This is a genomic window from Streptomyces solicavernae (assembly GCF_029968095.1).
GTDB lineage: Bacteria > Actinomycetota > Actinomycetes > Streptomycetales > Streptomycetaceae > Streptomyces > Streptomyces solicavernae.
This window is the reverse complement of record NZ_JASCIR010000007.1, coordinates 231,375-252,650: the sequence shown is the minus strand read 5'-3', so window position 1 is coordinate 252,650 and position 21,276 is coordinate 231,375. Positions and strand designations below refer to the sequence as shown.

Sequence of the window (21,276 nt, the reverse complement as noted above, 5' to 3'; positions counted from 1 at the left end):
GCGTCAGGGCCACCTCCAGCGCCGTCGTCGAGGAGCGCCCCGACGAGGGCCCGGTCCGTTCCGACGTCTCCGTGGACAACCCGATTCCGGAACCGCCGTTCCGGGGCACCCGCGTCGTCAAGGGCATCCAGCTCAAGGAGTACGCCTCCTGGCTCGACGAGGGCGCCCTGTTCAAGGGCCAGTGGGGCCTCAAGCAGAACCGCGCCGGTGACGGCCCGACGTACGAGGAGCTCGTCGAGACCGAGGGCCGCCCGCGGCTGCGCGGCTGGCTCGACCAGCTGCAGACCAAGAACCAGCTGGAAGCGGCCGTCGTCTACGGCTACTTCCCGTGCGTGTCCAAGGGCGACGACCTGATCCTCCTCGGGGATGACGGCAACGAGCGGACCCGCTTCACGTTCCCGCGCCAGCGCCGCGGCCGCCGGCTGTGCCTCGCCGACTTCTTCCGCCCGGAGGAGTCGGGGGAGACGGACGTCGTCGGCCTCCAGGTCGTCACCGTGGGCTCGAAGATCGGCGAAGCCACCGCCGAGCTGTTCGAGGCCAACTCGTACCGCGACTACCTCGAACTCCACGGCCTGTCCGTCCAGTTGGCCGAAGCGCTCGCCGAGTACTGGCACGCGCGCGTCCGTTCCGAGCTGGGCTTCGCCGGTGAGGACCCGGCGGAGATGGCGGGCATGTTCGACCTCAAGTACCGCGGCGCCCGCTTCTCCCTCGGCTACGGCGCCTGCCCCGACCTGGAGGACCGCGCGAAGATCGCCGACCTCCTGCAGCCGGAGCGCATCGGCGTCCAGCTCTCGGAGGAGTTCCAGCTCCACCCCGAGCAGTCCACGGACGCGATCGTCATCCACCACCCCGAGGCGAAGTACTTCAACGCACGGTAAAGACCCCGTCCACGCACGGTAGGCGCCGACGAAGGTCTTATATCGAGGCACTTCGACCATCGGCGACGTACACTGGTCGGTCCAGCGCAGGCCGGTCGGTGGCGGCGCGGGTGAACCCACCCGCGACGCTGCCGACCGGCCTTCTCGTCCCTTACGGAGGTGTGCCCGGATGACCAGCACGGTCCCCGCAGTCGGTACGCGAACGGCCGAAGGCTCTGCCCTGCAAGCAGTGCTCCTCGACATGGACGGCACGTTGGTGGACACCGAGGGCTTCTGGTGGGAGGCCGAGGTCGAGGTCTTCGCGAAGCTGGGCCACGCCCTGGACGAGTCCTGGCGGCATGTCGTCGTCGGCGGCCCGATGACCCGCAGCGCCGGCTTCCTCATCGAGGCCACCGGCGCCGACATCACGCTGCCCGAGCTGACCGGGCTGCTCAACGACGGCTTCGAGGACCGCATCAGCCGCACCCTCCCGCTGATGCCCGGCGCCGCCCGCCTGCTCGCCGAACTCGCCGCGCACGACGTACCCACCGCGCTGGTCTCCGCCTCCCACCGCCGCATCATCGACCGCGTCCTCGACTCCCTCGGCCCGCAGCACTTCGCCCTCACCGTCGCCGGCGACGAGGTCGCGCGCACCAAGCCGCACCCCGAGCCGTACCTCCTCGCCGCCGCAGGGCTCGCCGCCGACCCCGCGCGCTGCGCCGTCGTCGAGGACACCGCCACCGGAGTCGCCGCCGCCGAAGCCGCCGGCTGCCGCGTCGTCGCCGTACCGTCGGTCGCGCCGATCGCACCCGAAGCGGGCCGTACGATCGTCTCCTCGCTGGAGGACGTCGACCTGCACTTCCTCCGCGGCCTGGTCCAGTTCCCCACCGGCTGATCCGCTCCTCGGCGGACTGCCCGGAATGCGGACTGGCCGGAATGCGGACTGCCCGGAATGCGCACTGCCCGGAATGCGGACGTCCCCGCGACGTCCCCGCAATGCGGACTGCCCCGGAATGGCGGGAGTTCGCCCCGCAACAGAGTTCCAAGAGTGAGCTTTGTCACGTGAGGGCCGGTCGACAGGTGGGCCCCGATGTGCTGGAACCCTTACCGGGCAAGGGACTTGCGTGACCTTGTGTCCCGATTCATCGCCGCGTGCACGAAACCTTCCCCCGTTCGGTAATCGGTGCGTCCACATCCGCTGTCACAGCGTGATTACCGTCCAACTCCGGGCGTCTCCAGCGTTCCTGACAGCGCGGACTAATCTCGTCGCGAGAACATCGCCCCGCCTCCCGTGCCTCCCCGACCCACCCCTGTCGCGGAGACCCCGGAAACGAACGTTGGAGAAGTCCGAGCATGAACCGCAAGACACTGGTGCTGCCGGCCCTCATCGGCCTGCTCGCCCCGGTCCTCGCCGCCTGCGGAGCGGTGGACGGCGGCGACGGGAAGGACGACGCCATCGTCGTCGGCACCACCGACCGGTTCTCGGCCTCCGGCGGCACGCCCGCCCCCTTCGATCCGGCCTACGCCTACGACGCCGGCTCCTGGAACATCCTGCGGCAGACCGTGCAGACCCTCATGTACCTGCCCCGCGGCGGCGGCGAACCCGAACCCGAGGCTGCCGAACGCTGCGGCTTCACCGACAACGGCAGCGAACGCTTCGAGTGCACCCTCCGTGGCGGCCTCACCTTCTCCGACGGCAGCGAGCTGACCGCCGACGCCGTGAAGTACTCCATCGAGCGCGTCCTCACCATCAAGGACGAGAACGGCCCCTCCGGCCTCCTCGCCAACATCGACGCCGTCGAGACCAGCGGCGAACGCAAGGTGATCTTCCACCTGAAGGCCCCCGACGCCACGTTCCCGTACAAACTCGCCACCCCCGCCGCCGGCATCGTCAACCCCGACAAGTACGACGCCAAGGGCCTGCGCAGCGGCTTCGACATCGACGCCTCGGGCCCGTACACGCTCAAGACCGAGGTGGAGAACAACACCGTGGTGAAGGCCGTCTTCACCAAGAACCCGCACTACAAGGGCAACTTGACGCCCAAGAGCGACAACACCATCGAGCTGCGCCCCTTCGACGACGCCGACGCCATGGGCGACTCCCTGAAGAGCGGCGACATCGACCTGATGGCCCGCACCGTCACCCCCCAGCAGATCGAGTCGCTGGCCGGCGACGCCGAGGACGCCATCGACGTCGTCGAGATGCCCGGCCTGGAGATGCGCTACCTCGGCTTCGACACCGACGCCCCCGCCGTCGAGAACCGGGCCGTCCGCCAGGCCATGGCCCAGCTCGTCGACCGCGCCGAGATCACCTCCAAGGTGTACGGCGCCGCCGCCGAACCCCTCTACTCCCTGGTCCCTGCCACCATCACCGGGCACACCAACTCCTTCTTCAACGAGTACGGCCACCCCAGCACCGCCAAGGCCCGCGCCCTCCTCGACAAGGCCGGCGTGGACACCCCGGTCAAGCTGACCCTCAACTACACGACCGACCACTACGGCCCCGGCACCAAGGCCGAGTTCGAGATCCTGCGCGACCAGCTCAACGACTCCGGCCTGTTCGACGTGGACATCAAGGGCACCGACTGGCTGAAGTTCCGCGACGACCAGCTCGAAGGCGAGTACGCGGTCTACGGCATGGGCTGGTTCCCCGACTTCCCGGACGCGGACAACTTCATCGCGCCCTTCCTCGACGAGGACAACTTCCTCGCCTCGCCGTACGCGAACAGCCGGATCCGCAACACCCTGATCCCCGAGTCCCGCCAGGAGGCCGACCGCCTCTCCGCCGCCGAGCCCATCGAGGACGTCCAGGACATCGTCGCCCGGGACGTGCCGGTCCTCCCGCTCTGGCAGGGCAAGCAGTACGTCGCCGCCCGCGACGACATCACCGGCGTCGAGTGGGCCCTCAACTCCTCGTCCAACATGCAGCTCTGGGAGCTGGGCCGCGGCGTCGGCGACTGACCGGCACACGCCCACACGCCCACACGCCCACACGCCCACACGCCTACACGGCGCCCGGCGCCTCCGGCGCCCCCCGGCGCCACTCGGCAACACCCTTGTGAACAGCACCACTTGAACCACTGCGCACCAAAGGAACGAAGAACCACGTGAACAAGCGCACCCAGCGGTACGCCCCGTTCCTCGCGGCAGGACTCGCCGCCACCACCCTGCTCACCGGCTGCGGCACCGACCAGGGCAGCGCCGAGGGCCCCACCGGCGAAGTGGTGGTGGGCATGTCCGACGCGGTCCTCGCCACCGACCCCGCCGCCGGCTACGACCCCGGCTCCTGGCTGCTGTTCAACAACGTCTTCCAGTCGCTGCTGAGCTTCCCCAAGGGCGGCACCCAGCCGGAGCCCGACGCGGCCGAGGAGTGCGGCTTCACCGACGCTCACACCCGGGTCTTCAGCTGCACCCTCCGCTCCGGCCTGAAATTCAGCAACGGCAACGCGCTGACCTCGAAGGACGTCAAGTTCTCCTTCGACCGCACCCGCGAGATCAACGCCGCCGACGGCCCGGCCGCCGCCATGCTCTCCTCCATCGACCACATCGAGACGCCCGACGCCCGCACCGTCGTCTTCCGCCTCAAGGTCCCCGACGCCACCTTCCCCAGCAAGATCGCCTCCGGCGCCGGCTCCATCGTCGACCACCGCGAGTACCCGTACGACCGGCTCCGCAGCGACGACAAGGCCGTCGGCTCCGGCCCCTACACCCTGGAGTCCTTCGGCGACAACCAGTCGGTGTTCAAGGCCAACACCAAGTACCGGGGCCCGGCCGAGCGCAAGAACTCCTCGGTCACCCTGAAGTTCTTCCACGACGACCAGAAGAAGCTGAAGCAGGCCGTCCTCGACGGCGACATCGACGTCGCCTACCGCGGCCTCGCCGCCGAGGACATAGCCGACATCCAGCGGAAGGGCGACGAGTCCGGCGTCGAGGTCGTCGAAGGCTCCAGCGCCGAGGTCCAGCACCTCGTCTTCAACATGGACCACCCGGTCGTCGGCAAGCCCGGCGTCCGCAAGGCCCTGGCCTACCTCCTCGACCGCGACGCCCTCGTCGAGCAGGTCTACGACGGCACCGCCACCCCCCTCTACTCGATCATCCCGTCCGGGATCACCGGCCACAGCACCCCGTTCTTCGACACGTACGGCGCCCGCCCCCAGCGCGACAAGGCCGCCGCCGCCCTCCGCGAGGAAGGCATCCGCGGCAAGGTCGAGCTGACCCTGTGGGCCACCCCGTCCCGCTACGGGCCCGCCACCGTCCAGGAGTTCAAGGCCATCGCCGGCCAGCTCAACGACAGCGGCCTCTTCGACGCCAAGGTCGAGTCCGTGCCCTTCGAGCAGTACGAGAAGGACATCAAGGACGGCAAGTACGGCGTCTACGTCAAGGGCTGGGTCCCCGACTACCCGGACCCCGACAACTTCACCCAGCCCTTCTTCGGCCACGACAACGTGCTGCAGAACAACTACACCAACAACAAGATCACCGACCGGATCCTCCCCGGCACCGCCGCCGTCAGCGAACGCTCCGCCACCGCCAAGGACTTCGGCGAACTCCAGGAGATCGTCGCCGAGGAACTCCCCATCCTCCCGGTCTGGCAGGGCAAGCAGTACGCCGTCACCTCCGACCGCGTCACCGGCGTCGAATGGTGCCTCGACGCCTCCACGGTCTTCCGCTTCTGGGAACTCGAAAAGCACTGACACCAGAAACACGAAGGTCCGGGGCCTGACATCGCCTGCCGGCCCCGGACCTTCAACGCTCCGCTACTGCGCCCCGGGACGCACCAGACCGCTCTCGTACGCGTACACCGCCGCCTGCACCCGGTCCCGCAGCCCCAGCTTCGTCAGCACATGCCCCACATGCGTCTTCACCGTGGTCTCGCTGACGAACAGGTCCGCCGCGATCTCCGCGTTCGACAGGCCCCTCGCCACCAGCTTCAGCACCTCGACCTCACGCTCGGTCAACGTGTGCAGCGTGTCCGGCACCGGCTCCTCGCCCGACGGCAGATGCCCCGCGTACTTGTCGAGCAGCCGGCGCGTGATACTCGGCGCCAGCATCGCCTCACCCGCCGCGACCACCCGGATCGCCTGCACCAGCTCATGCGCCGGAGCATCCTTCAACAGGAAGCCACTGGCGCCCGCCTTCAGCGCCTCCACCACGTACTCATCGAGGTCGAACGTCGTCAGGACGAGCACCTTCGCCGGACCGTCCCGCTCCGGACCCGTGATCTGCCGGGTCGCCTCCACCCCGTCCATCCGCGGCATCCGGATGTCCATCAGCACCACATCGGGCTGCAGCGCACGCACCTGATCAAGGGCCTGCAGCCCGTCACCCGCCTCACCGACGACCGCGAGATCCTGCTCGGCCTCCAGGATCATCCGGAAACCGGTGCGCAGCAGCGGCTGGTCATCGACCAGCAGGACGCGGATCGCCACGAGAAATCTCCTTAGACAGGCCTAGACCGGGCCGCCCATTCTGCCCTGCTCCTGCCCGCCGGACCCGGGCGCCCCGACCGGAAGCGGATACGGCGGAGGAGTCCCCCCGAATTCCGGGCAAACCTCCTGATGGTCGCACCAGCCGCACAGCTTCGTCCGCCGCGGCCGCCAGTCACCCGAAGCCGTCGCCTGCCGGATCGCGTCCCACAGCGCGTGCAACTTCCGCTCCACCCGCTCCAGATCCGCCGGCACCGGGTCGTACGTCAGCACGTCACCGCTGCCCAGATACACCAGCTGCAGCCGCCGCGGCACCACACCCTTCAGCCGCCACACCACCAGCGCGTAGAACTTCATCTGGAACAGGGCGCCCTCCGCGTACTCCGGCCGGGGCGCCTTGCCCGTCTTGTAGTCGACGATGCGGACCTCGCCCGTCGGCGCCACGTCCACGCGGTCGATGATGCCGCGCAGTCTCAGGCCAGACTCCAGCTCTGCCTCCACGAACAGCTCCCGCTCGGCCGGCTCCAGGCGCGTGGGGTCCTCCAGCGTGAACCACCGCTCGACCAGCGCCTCCGCCTGCGCCAGCCACTCGGCCATCCGCCGCCCGGCACTCTCCTCATCCGCATCCCCGAACAACGCCGCCAACTCCGGCTTGGCCGCCCGCAGCCGGTCCCACTGGCCGGGCACCAGCGACTTCGCGCGCGGCGCCGTCCGCTCCGCCGCCGGGGCGTCGAAGAGCCGCTCCAGGACGGCGTGCACCAGCGTGCCGCGCGTCGCCGCCTCGCTCGGCTTCTCCGGCAGCTTGTCGATCACGCGGAAGCGATAGAGCAGCGGGCACTGCATGAAGTCGCCGGCCCGCGACGGCGAGAGCGACGCAGGGGCGACCGCGGCCACGGCAGTGTCGGTGCTGTTGTCCATGGAGAAGACCCTACGGCCCGCCACTGACAGCGGGCCGCATACCATCGACGTCGAACCCTCTCGCGCTGCATGATCAGAGATGACGGGCGGGCGCGTCACACGGCGGCGCAAGACGCTTCGAACGAGGAGACAGGGTCACAGTGGACGAGAGCGGCCAGCCGCGCTCCCGCACCGGGGGAGCGGCCTCCGGTACCGACGAGAGCACCGAGCACGCCGAGCAGTCGGCGGATCTTGCTGCGCCCGCGACCGATACGGAGCAGGACACGCCCACGGCCACGGCCAGGGATGCGAGTACGGGTACGGACACAGCTACGGATACAGCTACAGACACAGCTTCGGACACAGCCACGGACAAGGGCGACGCGGAGTCCTCCGTAGAACCAGGGCCCGAGCCCGCCCCGGAGCCGGACCCACAGCCCGAGCCGGACCCGAAGCGCGAACCGGACCCACAGCCCGAGCCGGACCCGAAGCCCGAGCCCGCCCAGAAGCCGAAACTCCCCGCCCCCAAACCCGACCGCCCCCGAGGCGGCATCGTCATGGGCCGGATCCTCGGCGTGCCGATCCACGTCGCACCCAGCTGGTTCCTCGTCGCCGCCCTCATCACCTGGGTCTTCGGCGCCCAACTCGACCGGATCCTGCCCGAGCTCGGCGCCCTGCGCTACCTCGTCTCGCTCTTCTTCGCGGTCGCCTTCTACGCCTCCGTACTCGTCCACGAGATCGCCCACACCGTCGTCGCGCTCCGCTACAAACTCCCCGTCCGCCGCATCCAACTCCAGTTCTTCGGCGGCGTATCCGAGATCGAGAAGGAGTCCGAGACCCCCGGCCGCGAGTTCATGCTCGCCTTCGTCGGCCCCCTCCTCTCCCTCGTCCTCACCGCCGTCTTCTACGCCGGCATGTACGCCGTCGAACCCGGCACCGTCCCCGGCGTCCTCATGGCCGGCCTGATGATCTCCAACCTCATCGTGGCGATCTTCAACCTCCTGCCCGGACTGCCCCTCGACGGCGGCCGCATGCTCCGCGCCGTCGTCTGGAAGCTCACCGGCAAGCCCATGACCGGCACCGTCGCCGCCGCCTGGGTCGGCCGCGCCCTCGCCCTCTCCGTACTCATCGGACTCCCCCTCCTCACCCAGTCCGGCGTCCTCGGCGGCACCGCACCCCGCCCCGTCGGCATGGAAACCGTCACCGACGCCCTGCTCGCCGCCATCCTCGCCGCGATCATCTGGACCGGCGCCGGAAACAGCCTCCGCATGGCCCGCCTGCGCGAACACCTCCCGCAGCTCCAGGCCCGCACCCTCACCCGCCGCGCCGTCCCCGTCACCTCCGACACCCCCCTCTCCGAAGCCCTCCGCCGCGCCAACGCCGCCGGCGCCCGCGCCCTCGTCGTCGTCGACAGCGAAGGCGACGCCACCGCCGTCGTCCGCGAAGCCGCCATCGTCGGCGTCCCCGAACACCGCCGCCCCTGGGTCGCCGTCAGCTCGCTCGCCCAGGACCTCACCGCCGGCATGCGCGTCTCCGCCGAACTCGCCGGCGAAGACCTCATCGACACGCTGCGCGCCACCCCCGCCACCGAATACCTCGTCGTCGAACCCACCGGCGAGATCTACGGCGTCCTCTCCACCGCCGACGTCGAGCGCGCCTTCGTCAAAGCCATGGCCCGCCCCAGCTGAACCAGCCCGGCCACCCGCCCCTCGTGGTCGGCCGCCCACGACCGGCCCGGTACGCTGGTCGCATGTCCGAACCGACCGGTGCCGCCCGCCGACGCGGGCCCTTCAAGGTCGGGGACCAGGTACAGCTGACCGACCCCAAGGGCCGCCACTACACGTTCACGCTCGAAGAGGGAAAGAACTTCCACACCCACAAGGGTTCCTTCCCCCACGACGAGCTGATCGGCGCACCCGAGGGCAGCGTTGTCCGCACCACCGGCAACGTCGCCTACCTCGCGCTGCGCCCCCTGCTCCCCGACTACGTCCTGTCCATGCCCCGCGGCGCCGCCGTGGTCTACCCCAAGGACGCGGGGCAGATCCTCGCCTTCGCCGACATCTTCCCCGGCGCCCGCGTCGTCGAAGCCGGCGTCGGCTCCGGCTCGCTCAGCAGCTTCCTGCTGCGCGCCATCGGCGACCAGGGCATGCTGCACTCCTACGAGCGCCGCGAGGACTTCGCCGAGATCGCCCAGCAGAACGTCGAGCGCTACTTCGGCGGCCCCCACCCCGCCTGGCAGCTCACCGTCGGCGACCTTCAGGACAACCTCAGCGACAGCGACGTCGACCGCGTCATCCTCGACATGCTCGCCCCCTGGGAATGCCTCGACGCCGTCTCCAAGGCCCTCGTCCCCGGCGGCATCCTCTGCTGCTACGTCGCCACCACCACCCAGCTGGCCCGTACCGTCGAGTCGATCCGCGAGATCGGCTGCTTCGCCGAGCCCCAGCCGTGGGAGTCGATGATCCGCAACTGGCACGTCGAAGGCCTCGCCGTCCGCCCCGACCACCGCATGATCGGCCACACCGGCTTCCTGCTCACCGCCCGCCGCCTCGCCGACGGAGTCGAGCCCCCCATGCGCCGCCGCCGCCCCGCCAAGGGCGCGTACGGCGAGGACTACTCCGGACCAAACGCCGACCGCGGAACCGCCACCGGCCGCTGACGCCGCCGACCCGCCACTGCACCTGCACCACGCACCTTCACCACTCAACTGGCAAGCGCCGCCGCCGAGTTCCCGTACCGGTTACGGAACTCGACGGCGGCGCTTCGCCGTTGACCGCTTATACCCGACAGCAAGACATCGGACCCCGCCGTTCCACCCCACTGTGACGTATGGCACCATGCTGGGCACCCCTCCCACCGGCACAGCCCACAGGAGACACTCCTAGTGCAGCACCCCGCCGTCCCGGAACTGGCACACACAACCCCCCACCCCGTGCACTGGCTCGCCACCGCCACGGCACTGGCCGCAGTCGTCGCGGGCTCCTCGTTCCTCCAGCCCGACCACGCCACCGCGGCCCAAGCCGGCCCCCCGGCCGCCACCAGAACCGCCGCCCCCGACCCCAAGAACGTCGAATACCCCCTGCAGTGCGGCGTCACCGCACCCCAAGTACAGAAACAAGCCACCGGCGACCTCGACGGAGACCAGAACCCCGAAACCGTCGCCGTAGTCCGCTGCGCCTCCGGCACCGGCACCCCACCCAGCGGCGTCTACGTCATCGCCAACCCCACCGAAGGCAAACCCCGCGTCGTCGCCACCCTCGTCGACCCCAAGGACCGCCTCAGCGTCACCGACTTCGCCATCCGTGACGCAGCCGTCACCGCCACCCTCCTCGGCTACTCCACCCCCGACGTCCCCAGCTGCTGCCCGGACACCCAGGACAAGGCCAAGTGGCAATGGCAGAACGGAACGTTCGTACGCAGCGAACAACCCGACGGGCCAGCAGCCAAAAGCGTCTGACCCCGCAACGCCCCACAGCGGCCACCCGGCGACCCTGTCGCCACCCGAGGTGTACGGACCGCTACTCCGCGTCCGGTCCGTACACCTCGACACGGTCCGTCACGCGCCGCACATGAATACAGTCGCCCGGACACTCCTTCGCCGAGTCCGCGACATCCCGCAACAACGGCAACGGCACCCGCGTCGTGGCCCCCGGCTCCTGCAGCAACTCGTCACCGGCGCTCTTCACATACGCCAGACCGTCGATGTCCAGCTCGAAGACCTCCGGCGCATACTGCGCACAGATGCCGTCACCGGTGCACAGGTCCTGATCGATCCAGACCTCCAGCTCCTCCTCGACCGCCGCTCCCCGGGCCTCCTGCTGCACGCTCATCTCTCCCGCTTCACTCACAAGTCGGCCCCGTACGGACGGGTGTTGGACCTCCCGACCCTACAACCGCCCGCTTTTTGATGTTGTTCCCTGGGTATTCACCTGGCGTGAGGGAGTACGCAAGGGTGAAGATCGGACACACCCCAGACCTCTTTGTGATCTAGGGGTTTCAATCCCTACCGGCCCAGGTAGGGTCAGGAAGCGTCCAGCTCCCCTTGGAGGAGGTGAGGACCGTGGCAGCCCACGACGACGACATGAACCGCGGCATCCGCCCGGGTCGAGGGTCCGACGACCCCGCCGGTCAGATTGCCTACCTTGAGCAGGAGATCGCCGTCCTGCGACGCAAGCTCGCCGACTCTCCGCGGCACACGAGAATTCTCGAAGAGCGGATCGTCGAGCTGCAGACGAACCTGGCCGGAGTCTCCGCCCAGAACGAACGGCTCGCAAACACGCTCCGTGAGGCCCGAGACCAGATCGTGGCCCTCAAGGAAGAAGTCGACCGCCTCGCACAGCCCCCGGCCGGCTTCGGTGTCTTCCTGCAGGCCAACGAGGACGGCACCTGCGACATCTTCACCGGCGGCCGAAAGCTCCGCGTCAACGTCAGCCCCAGCGTCGAACTCGACGAGCTCCGACGCGGCCAGGAGCTGATGCTCAACGAAGCACTCAACGTGGTCGAAGCCATGGAATTCGAGCGCGCCGGCGACATCGTCACCCTCAAGGAAATCCTTGAGGACGGCGAACGCGCCCTCGTCGTCGGACACACCGACGAAGAACGCGTAGTCCGGCTCGCCGAACCACTCCTCGACATCACCATCCGCCCCGGCGACGCCCTCCTGCTCGAACCCCGCTCCGGCTACGTCTACGAAGTCGTACCCAAGAGCGAGGTCGAAGAACTGGTGCTCGAAGAGGTCCCGGACATCGGCTACGAACAGATCGGCGGCCTGGGAAACCAGATCGAACTGATCCGGGACGCAGTCGAACTCCCCTACCTCTACCCCGACCTGTTCAAGGAGCACGAACTCCGCCCGCCCAAGGGCGTATTGCTCTACGGCCCCCCCGGCTGCGGCAAGACCCTCATCGCCAAAGCGGTCGCCAACTCCCTTGCCAAGAAGGTCGCAGAAGTCACCGGACTGGCCGCCGGCAAGAGCTTCTTCCTCAACATCAAGGGACCCGAACTCCTCAACAAGTACGTCGGCGAGACCGAGCGACAGATCCGCCTCGTCTTCCAACGTGCCCGCGAAAAGGCCAGCGAAGGAACCCCCGTCATCGTCTTCTTCGACGAGATGGAATCCCTCTTCCGCACCCGCGGATCCGGCGTCAGCTCCGACGTGGAAAACACCATCGTCCCCCAGCTGCTCGCCGAGATCGACGGAGTCGAAGGCCTGCAGAACGTCGTGGTCATCGGCGCCTCCAACCGCGAGGACATGATCGACCCCGCCATCCTCCGCCCCGGCCGCCTCGACGTGAAGATCAAGATCGAGCGCCCGGACGCCGAGGCAGCCAAGGACATCTTCGCCAAGTACATGAAGTCCACGCTGCCCCTGCACGCCGACGACCTCGCCGAACACACCGGCGACCGCGACGCCACCGCAGCCGCCATGATCCAGTCCGTCGTCGAGCAGATGTACGCCGAATCCGAGGAAAACCGCTTCCTCGAAGTCACATATGCCAACGGCGACAAGGAAGTCCTCTACTTCAAGGACTTCAACTCCGGCGCCATGATCGAAAACATCGTCGGCCGCGCCAAGAAAATGGCCATCAAGGCCTTCCTCGAACAGAACCAGAAGGGCCTCCGCGTCGCACACCTGCTCCAGGCATGCGTCGACGAGTTCAAGGAGAACGAGGACCTTCCCAACACCACCAACCCCGACGACTGGGCCCGCATCTCCGGCAAGAAGGGCGAACGGATCGTCTACATCCGCACCCTCGTCACCGGAAAGCAGGGCGCCGACACCGGACGCTCCATCGACACCGTGGCAAACACCGGTCAGTACCTGTAAAAACCAGGGCGGCTGCGGGTGCCCGACACGGGCCCCCGCAGCCGACTGCTTTCCAGGACACCACCCCAGCCACAGCAATGACCGAATTGATCTCCCCACCAGCGCAAAGGCGTTCTAGGCTCTTCCATACCGCCGACAAGCGCAGTGCGGGGACGGGCACCGCACACGCACAGGAGAACCAGCGGTACTTGAGCGCCGCTCCCACAGGGGAACGCCGCCGGGCAAGGAGGGCCGCATGACCGTACGGCGAGTAATGGGCATCGAGACGGAGTACGGAATCTCCGTCCCCGGCCACCCCAACGCCAATGCCATGCTCACCTCGTCCCAGATCGTCAACGCCTACGCGGCGGCGATGCACCGGGCGCGACGCGCCCGCTGGGACTTCGAAGAAGAAAACCCCCTACGCGACGCCCGAGGATTCGACCTCGCCCGCGAAGCCGCCGACTCCAGCCAGCTCACCGACGAAGACATCGGCCTCGCCAACGTCATCCTCACCAACGGCGCACGCCTCTACGTCGACCACGCACACCCCGAATACAGCGCCCCCGAAGTCACCAACCCCCGCGACGCCGTCCTCTGGGACAAAGCCGGCGAACGCATCATGGCCGAGGCCGCCGAACGAGCCGCCCAGCTCCCCGGCGCCCAGCCCATCCACCTCTACAAGAACAACACCGACAACAAAGGCGCCTCCTACGGCACGCACGAGAACTACCTCATGAAGCGGGAAACCCCCTTCTCCGACATCGTGCGCCACCTCACCCCCTTCTTCGTCTCCCGCCAGGTCATCACCGGCGCCGGCCGCGTCGGCATCGGCCAGGACGGCCACGAACACGGCTTCCAGATCAGCCAGCGCGCCGACTACTTCGAAGTCGAGGTCGGCCTCGAAACCACCCTCAAGCGCCCCATCATCAACACCCGAGACGAGCCCCACTCCGACGCCGAGAAATACCGCCGCCTGCACGTCATCATCGGCGACGCCAACCTCTCCGAGATCTCGACCTATCTGAAACTCGGCACCACAGCCCTCGTCCTCTCCATGATCGAGGACAACTTCATCGCCGTGGACCTCGCCGTCGACCAGCCCGTACGCACCCTCCACCAGGTCTCCCACGACCCCTCCCTGCAACACCTCGTCACCCTCCGCAGCGGCCGCACCCTCACCGCCGTACAACTCCAGATGGAGTACTTCGAGCTCGCCCGCAAATACGTCGAAGAACGCTACGGCGCCGACGCGGACGACCAGACCAAGGACGTCCTCACCCGCTGGGAAGACGTCCTCACCCGCCTGGAGACCGACCCCATGAGCCTCTCCGGCGAACTCGACTGGATCGCCAAACGCGAACTCATGGAGGGCTACCGCCGCCGCGACAACCTCGACTGGGACGCCGCACGCCTCCACCTCGTCGACCTCCAGTACGCGGACGTACGCCCCGACAAGGGCCTCTACAACCGCCTCGCGGCCCGCGGCAAGATGAAACGCCTCCTCGACGAACCGACCGTCGAGCGAGCCGAGACCAAGCCTCCCGAGGACACCCGCGCCTACTTCCGAGGCCGCTGCCTTGAGCAGTACGCGGACGACGTCGCAGCGGCCTCCTGGGACTCGGTCATCTTCGACCTCCCGGGCCGGGACTCGCTCCAGCGCGTCCCAACCCTCGAACCGCTTCGCGGAACGCGAAATCACGTCAAGGAGCTGCTCGACCGGTGCAGGACGGCCGAAGAGCTCGTACGCGTACTTTCCGGCAGCTGACCGGGGGCTGAAAGCCCGGGAGCTGGGAATCACTGGGGTGGGCCCCGTGCGTTGAACGAACTGCGGGGCCAATGTCGGACCCAGAACGTAGGGTCTGATCAAGAACGTCGAACGTCGACACCGAGCGGGGTGAGTCAGATGGCGACCAAGGACACTGGCGGCGGACAGCAGAAGGCGACGCGTTCCACCGAGGAGGTCGAGGAGCAGGCGCAGGACGCCGAGGCCTCGGAGGATCTCAAGGAGCGCCAGGAGAAGCTGAGCGATGACGTCGACTCGGTGCTGGATGAGATCGACGACGTACTCGAGGAGAACGCAGAGGATTTCGTCAGGTCATTTGTGCAAAAGGGCGGACAGTAACGGACATGTCGGACTCACTCGATCGGAAGCGGTGCCCAAAGTGTGAGCGGGTGCTTCAGGTCGCGTCGTTCGCCAGGGACAAGAACCGCCGGGACGGGCTGCAGGCGCACTGCCGGGAGTGCGTGGCGAAGTACAGCGCCGCGCACTACCGGCGCCGCCGCGAGGCCGAGGGCAAGGTCGTCAGAGTCAAGATCCCGGTGCCGCGAGGTCACAAGCGGTGCCCGCAGTGCGGCGAAGTGAAGCCGCATGCGCAGTGGGAGCGCAACAAGACCTCCTCCGACGGCTGGGCCAGCTACTGCCGTGAATGCCGTGCGGAGCGGAACCGGATCGCGTACTTCAAGCGCAAGTACGGCCTGACTCCTGATGAGTTGGACGACCTCAAAGCCCAGCAGAGGGGCGTCTGTTGCATCTGTCTCACGGCTCCTGCAGAACATGTTGATCACTGTCACGAGACGGGTAGGGTCCGTGGCGTGCTGTGCTTCAGCTGCAACGCAGGACTGGGCCAGTACAAGGATCGACCGGACGCCATGAGGCGGGCCGCCGCTTATCTGGAAGGAATCTCGTGGAAGCCAATCCTCGTAGCACCGGGCGTCTACCAGCTGCCTTCCTGACGCCTGGGTCCTCGTCCTTCGTGGACTTTCTCTCCGAGCACCAGCCGGAGTTGCTGCCGGGCAACCGTCAACTCCCGCCCGTGCAGGGCGTGATCGAGGCGCCGCACGGCACCACGATCGTCGCCGCGACCTTCCCTGGCGGTGTCGTGCTCGCCGGTGACCGGCGGGCGACGATGGGGAACATGATCGCGCAGCGGGACATCGAGAAGGTGTTCCCTGCGGATGAGCACTCGGCGGTGGGTATCGCCGGCACGGCGGGGCTCGCCGTGGAGATGGTGAAGCTGTTCCAGCTGGAGTTGGAGCACTTCGAGAAGGTCGAGGGGGCGACGCTCTCGCTGGAGGGCAAGGCCAACCGGCTTTCGACGATGATCCGTTCCAACCTGGGCATGGCGATGCAGGGCCTGGCCGTGGTCCCGCTGTTCGTGGGGTACGACCTGGACCGGGAGAAGGGCCGCATCTTCTCGTACGACGTGACGGGCGGCCGTTCCGAGGAGCAGGGTTATGCGGCCACGGGTTCGGGGTCGATCTTCGCCCGTGGGTCGATGAAGAAGTTGTTCAGGGACGATCTGTCCGAGGAGCAGGCGACGACGCTGGTCGTGCAGGCGTTGTACGACGCGGCGGACGACGATTCGGCGACGGGTGGGCCGGATGTGGCTCGCAGGATCTATCCGATCGTCACGGTCATCACTGATGAGGGTTTCCGTCGGCTGAGCGATGACGAGGCTTCGGAGATTGCCCGTTCGGTTCTGGAGCGGCGGCTGGAGCAGCCTGACGGCCCGCGTGCCGCGCTTCTCTGAATCGGCTCGCTGACTCGGTTCGCCGAGTCGGTTTCCGGAATTGATCGCCCAGCCACTGACAGAAAGGGACGGATAGCCGGTGTCTACGCCGTTCTATGTCTCACCCCAGCAGGCCATGGCCGACAAGGCGGAGTATGCCCGTAAGGGCATCGCCCGTGGTCGGAGTCTGGTTGTGCTGCAGTACGCCGATGGCATCGTGTTCGTCGGCGAGAACCCGTCCCGTGCGCTGCACAAGTTCAGCGAGATCTATGACCGGATCGGTTTTGCCGCGGCCGGGAAGTACAACGAGTACGAGAATCTGCGGATCGGTGGTGTCCGTTATGCCGATCTGCGGGGGTATACGTACGACCGGGACGATGTGACCGCTCGCGGTCTGGCGAACGTCTATGCGCAGACGCTCGGCACGATTTTCTCCAGTGCGGCGGAGAAGCCGTACGAGGTGGAGTTGGTGGTGGCCGAGGTCGGTGAGACGCCTGAGGGTGACCAGATCTATCGGTTGCCGCATGACGGGTCGATCGTGGATGAGCACGGTTCGGTCGCGGTGGGTGGTAATGCCGAGCAGATCAGTAGTTATCTGGATCAGCGGCATGAGGACGGGATGAGTCTCGCCGCTGCGTTGAAGCTGGCTGTGCAGGCGTTGTCGCGGGAGCCGAACGGCGGGGAGCGGGAGATTCCTGCCGGGCGTCTTGAGGTGGCGGTCCTTGACCGTACGCGGCCGCAGCAGCGGAAGTTCAAGCGGATCGTGGGGCGGCAGTTGGCGCGTCTGCTGGAGGCGGATGGTGCCGCGTCCGCGCCGACGGATGCGCCTTCGGATGAGGAGGAGGGCGAGGAGTAGTCGCTCGCCTCTGGTTGTGGGTCTGTGCCCTCGTGCCGCTTGTGCGGTGCGGGGGCACAGGTGTGTCCGGGGGTGGTCAGGAGGCGGGGCGGTCAGGAGGGGGGCAGGAGGGGGGTGGTCAGGAAGGGGGTGGGGCGGTGGAGTCGCGGATGACGAGTTGGGTGGGGAGGGCGGTGCCGGTGGGGGTGTGGCCGTCGAGGAGGGTGGTGAGGGCTTCCATGCCGCGTTCGCCGACGCGTTCGGCGGGGAGGTGGACGGTGGTGAGTTCGGGGTCGACGGCGGTGGCGAGGGCGAGGTCGTCGAAGCCGGTGACGGAGAGGTCTTCGGGGACGCGGAGGCCGAGGCGGCGGGCGGCTTTGCAGGCGCCGGCGGCGATGGTGTCGCCGTCGCAGATGACGGCGGTGGGGCGGGAGCCGGGGGCGGTGAGGGCCTGGGTGGCGGCGGCGCGGGAGTAGGTGGTGGAGAGGGGGGCGGGGGCGGTGCGGAGGGTGGTGTCGGGTGCGGCGTGGAGGGTGTCCTGGATGGCTCGGGCGCGGGCGGCGAAGGTCCAGGAGTCGATGTCGGCGGCGAGGTGGAGGAAGTGGCGGTGACCGAGGGCGAGGAGGTGTTCGGTGATCTGGCGCATGCCGTCGGCGACGTCCAGGTTGACGTGGGCGCCGGCGGTGGGGTCGGTGGGGTCGCTGTCGAGCATGACGAGGGGGAGATCGGCGCCGTGGAGGGCGGTGAGGGTCCGTGCGGCCATGGAGGAGGCGATGACGCCGTCGAGGGCGGCGCGGGCGGAGGCGAAGGGGTCCTTGGCGGGGCCGAGGCCTTCGGGGGAGGGGTAGAGGACGACGCCGAAGTCGTGCTCGGCGGCTTTGCGGGCGGCGCCGGTGTAGACGCGGGCGAAGAAGTCGTTGGTGAGGGCGGGGACGACGAGGAGGGCGGTGCGGGTGCGGCCGAGGCGGAGGTTGCGGGCGGCGAGGTTGGGGCGGTAGCCGAGGTGGCGGGCGGCTTCGCGGACGCGGTCGGCGGTGGTCCCGGAGACGCGGCCGCGCCATTTGTCGCCGAGGACGAGGGAGACGGCGGCCTGGGAGACTCCGGCGGCTCTGGCGACGTCCTTGCTGGTGGGGCGTGCCACGTCGGGCTCCGTTCTGGTGGTGTGTGTGCGGGGCGGGCGGTTTGCGCGGGTGGACCGGGGGTCCGGGATCATGGTACGTATGAGGCGACGTTATACGTAAAACTTCCAGGGGGGCAGGACATGGCCGCGGGATACGTGGAGCTGTTGCGGACCCGGCATGCGGCGCGGCTGCTCGGCGGCACGCTCGTGGGCCGGCTGCCGAACGCCACGGGGCACATCGCGATCGTCCTGTTCACGCGCGCGGAGGGCGGCAGTTACACGCTCGCGGGGGCGCTGGCCGCGGTGTACGGGCTCGCCACGGCCGTCGGGCAGCCGCTGCTCGGCCGTGCGGTCGACCTGCGGGGCCAGCCGCGGGTGATGCTGCCCGCGGCGGTGCTGTCGGCGCTCGGTATGGCGGCGTTCGCGTTCGTGGGGATCGGTTCGCTGCCGCTCGCGTATGCGGCGGTGGGGGTGGCCGGTCTGTTCACGCCGCCGCTTGAGGGCGGTCTGCGGGCGTTGTGGCCGAGTGTGCTCGGGCGGGCGGACAAGGTGCATGCGGCGTACGCGTTGGACGCGGTGGCGCAGGAAGTCATGTTCACGGTGGGGCCGTTGCTGGTGACGTTGTGCGTGGCGCTGTGGTCGCCCGGGGCGGCGTTGCTCGTCATCAATGCGATCGGGGTGCTCGGGGCGCTGTCGGTGGTGGTGTCGGAGCCGTCGCGGACGTGGCGTTCGGCGCCGCGGGAGGCGCACTGGCTGGGGGCGTTGCGGTCGCCGGGGCTGCTGGCGCTGCTCGGTTCGTTCTTCTTCGTGGGGCTTGCGCTGGGCTCGATCACGGTGGCGGGTGTGGCGTACGCGGACGACCAGGGCCGGGAGGCGGTGTACGGCTGGCTGATGGCGGCGCTCGGTCTGGGTGCGCTGCTGGGCGGTGTGGTGTACGGGGCGCGGCAGTGGGCGGGGGTGCCGGAGCGTCGGCTGCGGGTGCTTGTTGGCCTGTTGGCGTTGGGCTATCTGCCGTTGACGCTGACTCCGGGTGTGCTTCCGATGTGTGTACTGGCCGCGGTCGCCGGGGTGTTCCTGGCGCCGTCGTTGGCGTGTGCGTTCATCGTGGTGGACCGGCACGCTCCGCGGGGCACGGTCACGGAGGCGTTCTCGTGGCTGGTGACGACGTTCGGTGTGGGTGCCGCGGTGGGAACGGGCGCTGCGGGACCGGCGATCGAGGGCGGTGGCACGGCCTGGGGGTTCGCGGTCGCGGGTGCCGGCGGGGTGGCCGCGCTGCTCGTGCTCCTCGGCACGGTTCGGGTGCTGTCGGCTCCCGTGGGCGGCGGGCAGGTGGCGGGCTCGGCGGAAAGTGATCGAAACGGTGCTGTCGAACCCGGTTTCAGTGCGGGGCATCAGGCGTAATGTTCAGTCATGGACCGCCGCATTTTCGGGCTGGAGAACGAGTACGGCGTCACGTGCACGTTCAGGGGACAGCGCCGTCTGTCGCCTGACGAAGTGGCGCGCTACCTCTTCCGCCGAGTCGTGTCATGGGGCCGCAGCAGCAATGTCTTCCTGCGGAACGGTGCCCGCCTGTATCTCGACGTGGGTTCGCATCCGGAATATGCAACGCCGGAATGTGACAACGTGACCGAGCTGGTCACCCACGACAAGGCGGGCGAGCGCATTCTGGAGGGTCTGCTCGTCGACGCCGAGCGTCGTCTGCACGAGGAGGGAATCGCGGGCGACGTCTATCTGTTCAAGAACAACACCGATTCCGCGGGCAACTCCTACGGCTGCCACGAGAACTATCTGGTGGCCAGGCACGGGGAGTTCTCCCGGCTTGCCGACATTCTCATTCCGTTCCTCGTCACGCGGCAGTTGCTGTGCGGGGCGGGCAAAGTGCTGCAGACGCCGCGCGGTGCGGTGTACTGCGTGAGTCAGCGTGCCGAGCACATCTGGGAGGGCGTCAGTTCCGCGACGACGCGTTCCCGCCCGATCATCAACACCCGGGACGAGCCGCACGCGGACGCCGAGCGCTATCGGCGCCTGCATGTCATCGTCGGCGACTCCAACATGTCGGAGACGACGATGCTGTTGAAGGTCGGCGCGACCGACCTGGTGCTCCGCATGATCGAGGCGGGCACGGTGATGCGGGACCTGACCCTGGAGAACCCGATCCGGGCGATCCGCGAGGTCAGCCACGACACCACGGGGCGGCGCAAGGTGCGCCTGGCCAGCGGCCGGGAGGCCTCGGCCCTTGAAGTGCAGCGCGAGTACTACGAGAAGGCCGTGGACTTCTGCGAGCGCCGCGGTATTCGTACGGGCACCGTGGAGCGGGTCCTGGAGCTGTGGGGCCGTACGCTCGACGCGATCGAGCAGGAGGACCTGGACAAGATCGACACCGAGATCGACTGGGTCATGAAGTACAAGCTCATCGAGCGGTACCGCACCAAGCACAACATGACCATGTCGCACCCCCGGGTCGCGCAGATAGACCTCGCGTACCACGACATCCACCGGCGTCGTGGGCTGTACTACCTGCTGGAGAAGAAGGGGCAAGCGGAGCGTATCTGCAACGACTTGAAGATCTTCGAGGGCAAGTCGGTGCCCCCGCAGACCACCAGGGCGCGGCTGCGCGGTGATTTCATTCGCCGGGCGCAGGAGCAGCGGCGGGACTTCACGGTGGACTGGGTGCATCTGAAGCTCAACGACCAGGCGCAGCGCACGGTGTTGTGCAAGGACCCGTTCCGTTCGGTGGACGACCGGGTGGAGAAGCTGATCGCCGGTATGTGATCGGCGGTTTGCGGCCGGAAGTCTGTGATCTCCGGTATGTGTTGAATGACC

Annotated in this window: 19 protein-coding genes; 15 read left to right on the top strand and 4 right to left on the bottom strand. The window is 68.3% G+C overall.

The features are described 5' to 3' along the window. From QIS99_RS11900 to QIS99_RS11885, 4 genes are all read left to right on the top strand, one after another. Window positions 1-878: vitamin B12 dependent-methionine synthase activation domain-containing protein (locus QIS99_RS11900; protein WP_282513175.1), on the top strand; the 878-nt coding region annotated here is incomplete at its 5' end. A gap of 169 nt (window positions 879-1,047) precedes the next feature. Beyond that, complete coding sequence (locus QIS99_RS11895) at window positions 1,048-1,752, top strand: HAD family hydrolase (protein ID WP_282513174.1); 705 nt, start codon at window positions 1,048-1,050, stop codon at window positions 1,750-1,752. A gap of 458 nt (window positions 1,753-2,210) precedes the next feature. After that, window positions 2,211-3,818, top strand: a complete 1,608-nt coding sequence (locus QIS99_RS11890; protein WP_282513173.1) for an ABC transporter substrate-binding protein — start codon at window positions 2,211-2,213, stop codon at window positions 3,816-3,818. Window positions 3,819-3,964: 146 nt separating this feature from the next. After that, window positions 3,965-5,551, top strand: coding sequence for an ABC transporter substrate-binding protein (locus QIS99_RS11885; RefSeq protein ID WP_282513172.1), 1,587 nt, complete (start codon window positions 3,965-3,967; stop codon window positions 5,549-5,551). A 63-nt stretch (window positions 5,552-5,614) separates the two neighbouring features. Here QIS99_RS11885 and QIS99_RS11880 read toward each other — a convergent pair whose 3' ends face one another. Both QIS99_RS11880 and QIS99_RS11875 read right to left on the bottom strand, forming a co-directional pair. After that, on the bottom strand, window positions 5,615-6,286 hold the full coding sequence (locus QIS99_RS11880) for a response regulator (RefSeq protein ID WP_282513171.1): 672 nt from the start codon (window positions 6,284-6,286) through the stop codon (window positions 5,615-5,617). Between the two features lie 21 nt (window positions 6,287-6,307). After that, on the bottom strand, window positions 6,308-7,201 hold the full coding sequence (locus QIS99_RS11875) for a RecB family exonuclease (RefSeq protein WP_282513170.1): 894 nt from the start codon (window positions 7,199-7,201) through the stop codon (window positions 6,308-6,310). A gap of 140 nt (window positions 7,202-7,341) precedes the next feature. On the opposite strand from QIS99_RS11875, the gene QIS99_RS11870 reads away from it, so the two are divergent. From QIS99_RS11870 to QIS99_RS11860, 3 genes are all read left to right on the top strand, one after another. Further along, window positions 7,342-8,868 carry a site-2 protease family protein gene (locus QIS99_RS11870; protein ID WP_282513169.1) on the top strand — a complete coding sequence of 509 codons (1,527 nt, stop codon included), beginning with the start codon at window positions 7,342-7,344 and terminating at the stop codon, window positions 8,866-8,868. Between the two features lie 62 nt (window positions 8,869-8,930). After that, window positions 8,931-9,839, top strand: coding sequence for a tRNA (adenine-N1)-methyltransferase (locus QIS99_RS11865; protein WP_282513168.1), 909 nt, complete (start codon window positions 8,931-8,933; stop codon window positions 9,837-9,839). A 225-nt stretch (window positions 9,840-10,064) separates the two neighbouring features. Further along, complete coding sequence (locus tag QIS99_RS11860; RefSeq protein ID WP_282513167.1) at window positions 10,065-10,637, top strand: hypothetical protein; 573 nt, start codon at window positions 10,065-10,067, stop codon at window positions 10,635-10,637. A gap of 61 nt (window positions 10,638-10,698) precedes the next feature. Here QIS99_RS11860 and QIS99_RS11855 read toward each other — a convergent pair whose 3' ends face one another. Then, a complete protein-coding gene (locus tag QIS99_RS11855; protein ID WP_282513166.1) occupies window positions 10,699-11,010 on the bottom strand; it encodes a ferredoxin in 312 nt (103 codons plus the stop codon). Between the two features lie 230 nt (window positions 11,011-11,240). Between QIS99_RS11855 and arc the strand changes: the two genes are divergently transcribed. The 6 genes from arc to prcA all read left to right on the top strand — a co-directional run bounded on the left by arc (window position 11,241) and on the right by prcA (window position 17,354). Then, window positions 11,241-13,007, top strand: a complete 1,767-nt coding sequence (gene arc / locus QIS99_RS11850) for a proteasome ATPase (protein ID WP_282513165.1) — start codon at window positions 11,241-11,243, stop codon at window positions 13,005-13,007. 235 nt (window positions 13,008-13,242) lie between these two features. Then, complete coding sequence (dop, locus tag QIS99_RS11845; RefSeq protein ID WP_349017293.1) at window positions 13,243-14,754, top strand: depupylase/deamidase Dop; 1,512 nt, start codon at window positions 13,243-13,245, stop codon at window positions 14,752-14,754. Window positions 14,755-14,892: 138 nt separating this feature from the next. Beyond that, window positions 14,893-15,111, top strand: a complete 219-nt coding sequence (locus QIS99_RS11840) for a ubiquitin-like protein Pup (RefSeq protein ID WP_282513164.1) — start codon at window positions 14,893-14,895, stop codon at window positions 15,109-15,111. Between the two features lie 5 nt (window positions 15,112-15,116). Then, window positions 15,117-15,722, top strand: a complete 606-nt coding sequence (locus QIS99_RS11835) for an endonuclease VII domain-containing protein (protein ID WP_282513163.1) — start codon at window positions 15,117-15,119, stop codon at window positions 15,720-15,722. Beyond that, on the top strand, window positions 15,674-16,519 hold the full coding sequence (gene prcB / locus QIS99_RS11830; RefSeq protein WP_282513162.1) for a proteasome subunit beta: 846 nt from the start codon (window positions 15,674-15,676) through the stop codon (window positions 16,517-16,519). Before QIS99_RS11835 ends, prcB begins: the two co-directional genes overlap by 49 nt. Before the next feature lie 79 nt (window positions 16,520-16,598). Continuing rightward, the gene (gene prcA, locus QIS99_RS11825) at window positions 16,599-17,354 is read left to right on the top strand and encodes a proteasome subunit alpha (protein ID WP_282513161.1); all 756 of its coding nucleotides are present in this window, start codon (window positions 16,599-16,601) and stop codon (window positions 17,352-17,354) included. 118 nt (window positions 17,355-17,472) lie between these two features. Here the strand turns inward: prcA and QIS99_RS11820 are convergent, their stop codons facing one another. Continuing rightward, the gene (locus tag QIS99_RS11820; RefSeq protein WP_408909529.1) at window positions 17,473-18,474 is read right to left on the bottom strand and encodes a LacI family DNA-binding transcriptional regulator; all 1,002 of its coding nucleotides are present in this window, start codon (window positions 18,472-18,474) and stop codon (window positions 17,473-17,475) included. Window positions 18,475-18,594: 120 nt separating this feature from the next. Here QIS99_RS11820 and QIS99_RS11815 point away from each other — a divergent pair, with 120 nt between their 5' ends. Together QIS99_RS11815 and pafA are read left to right on the top strand one after the other, a co-directional pair. Continuing rightward, window positions 18,595-19,854 carry an MFS transporter gene (locus QIS99_RS11815; protein WP_282513159.1) on the top strand — a complete coding sequence of 420 codons (1,260 nt, stop codon included), beginning with the start codon at window positions 18,595-18,597 and terminating at the stop codon, window positions 19,852-19,854. A 9-nt stretch (window positions 19,855-19,863) separates the two neighbouring features. After that, complete coding sequence (gene pafA, locus QIS99_RS11810; RefSeq protein WP_282513158.1) at window positions 19,864-21,225, top strand: Pup--protein ligase; 1,362 nt, start codon at window positions 19,864-19,866, stop codon at window positions 21,223-21,225. Window positions 21,226-21,276 lie beyond the last annotated feature (51 nt).

Coding starts and splice junctions, on each gene's coding strand:
- QIS99_RS11895 (WP_282513174.1), top strand. CDS start 1,048: ATGACCAGCACGGTCCCCGCAGTCGGTACGCGAACGGCCGAAGGCTCT.
- QIS99_RS11890 (WP_282513173.1), top strand. CDS start 2,211: ATGAACCGCAAGACACTGGTGCTGCCGGCCCTCATCGGCCTGCTCGCC.
- QIS99_RS11875 (WP_282513170.1), bottom strand. CDS start 7,201: ATGGACAACAGCACCGACACTGCCGTGGCCGCGGTCGCCCCTGCGTCG.
- QIS99_RS11865 (WP_282513168.1), top strand. CDS start 8,931: ATGTCCGAACCGACCGGTGCCGCCCGCCGACGCGGGCCCTTCAAGGTC.
- QIS99_RS11855 (WP_282513166.1), bottom strand. CDS start 11,010: ATGAGCGTGCAGCAGGAGGCCCGGGGAGCGGCGGTCGAGGAGGAGCTG.
- dop (WP_349017293.1), top strand. CDS start 13,243: ATGACCGTACGGCGAGTAATGGGCATCGAGACGGAGTACGGAATCTCC.
- QIS99_RS11840 (WP_282513164.1), top strand. CDS start 14,893: ATGGCGACCAAGGACACTGGCGGCGGACAGCAGAAGGCGACGCGTTCC.
- QIS99_RS11835 (WP_282513163.1), top strand. CDS start 15,117: ATGTCGGACTCACTCGATCGGAAGCGGTGCCCAAAGTGTGAGCGGGTG.
- QIS99_RS11815 (WP_282513159.1), top strand. CDS start 18,595: ATGGCCGCGGGATACGTGGAGCTGTTGCGGACCCGGCATGCGGCGCGG.
- pafA (WP_282513158.1), top strand. CDS start 19,864: ATGGACCGCCGCATTTTCGGGCTGGAGAACGAGTACGGCGTCACGTGC.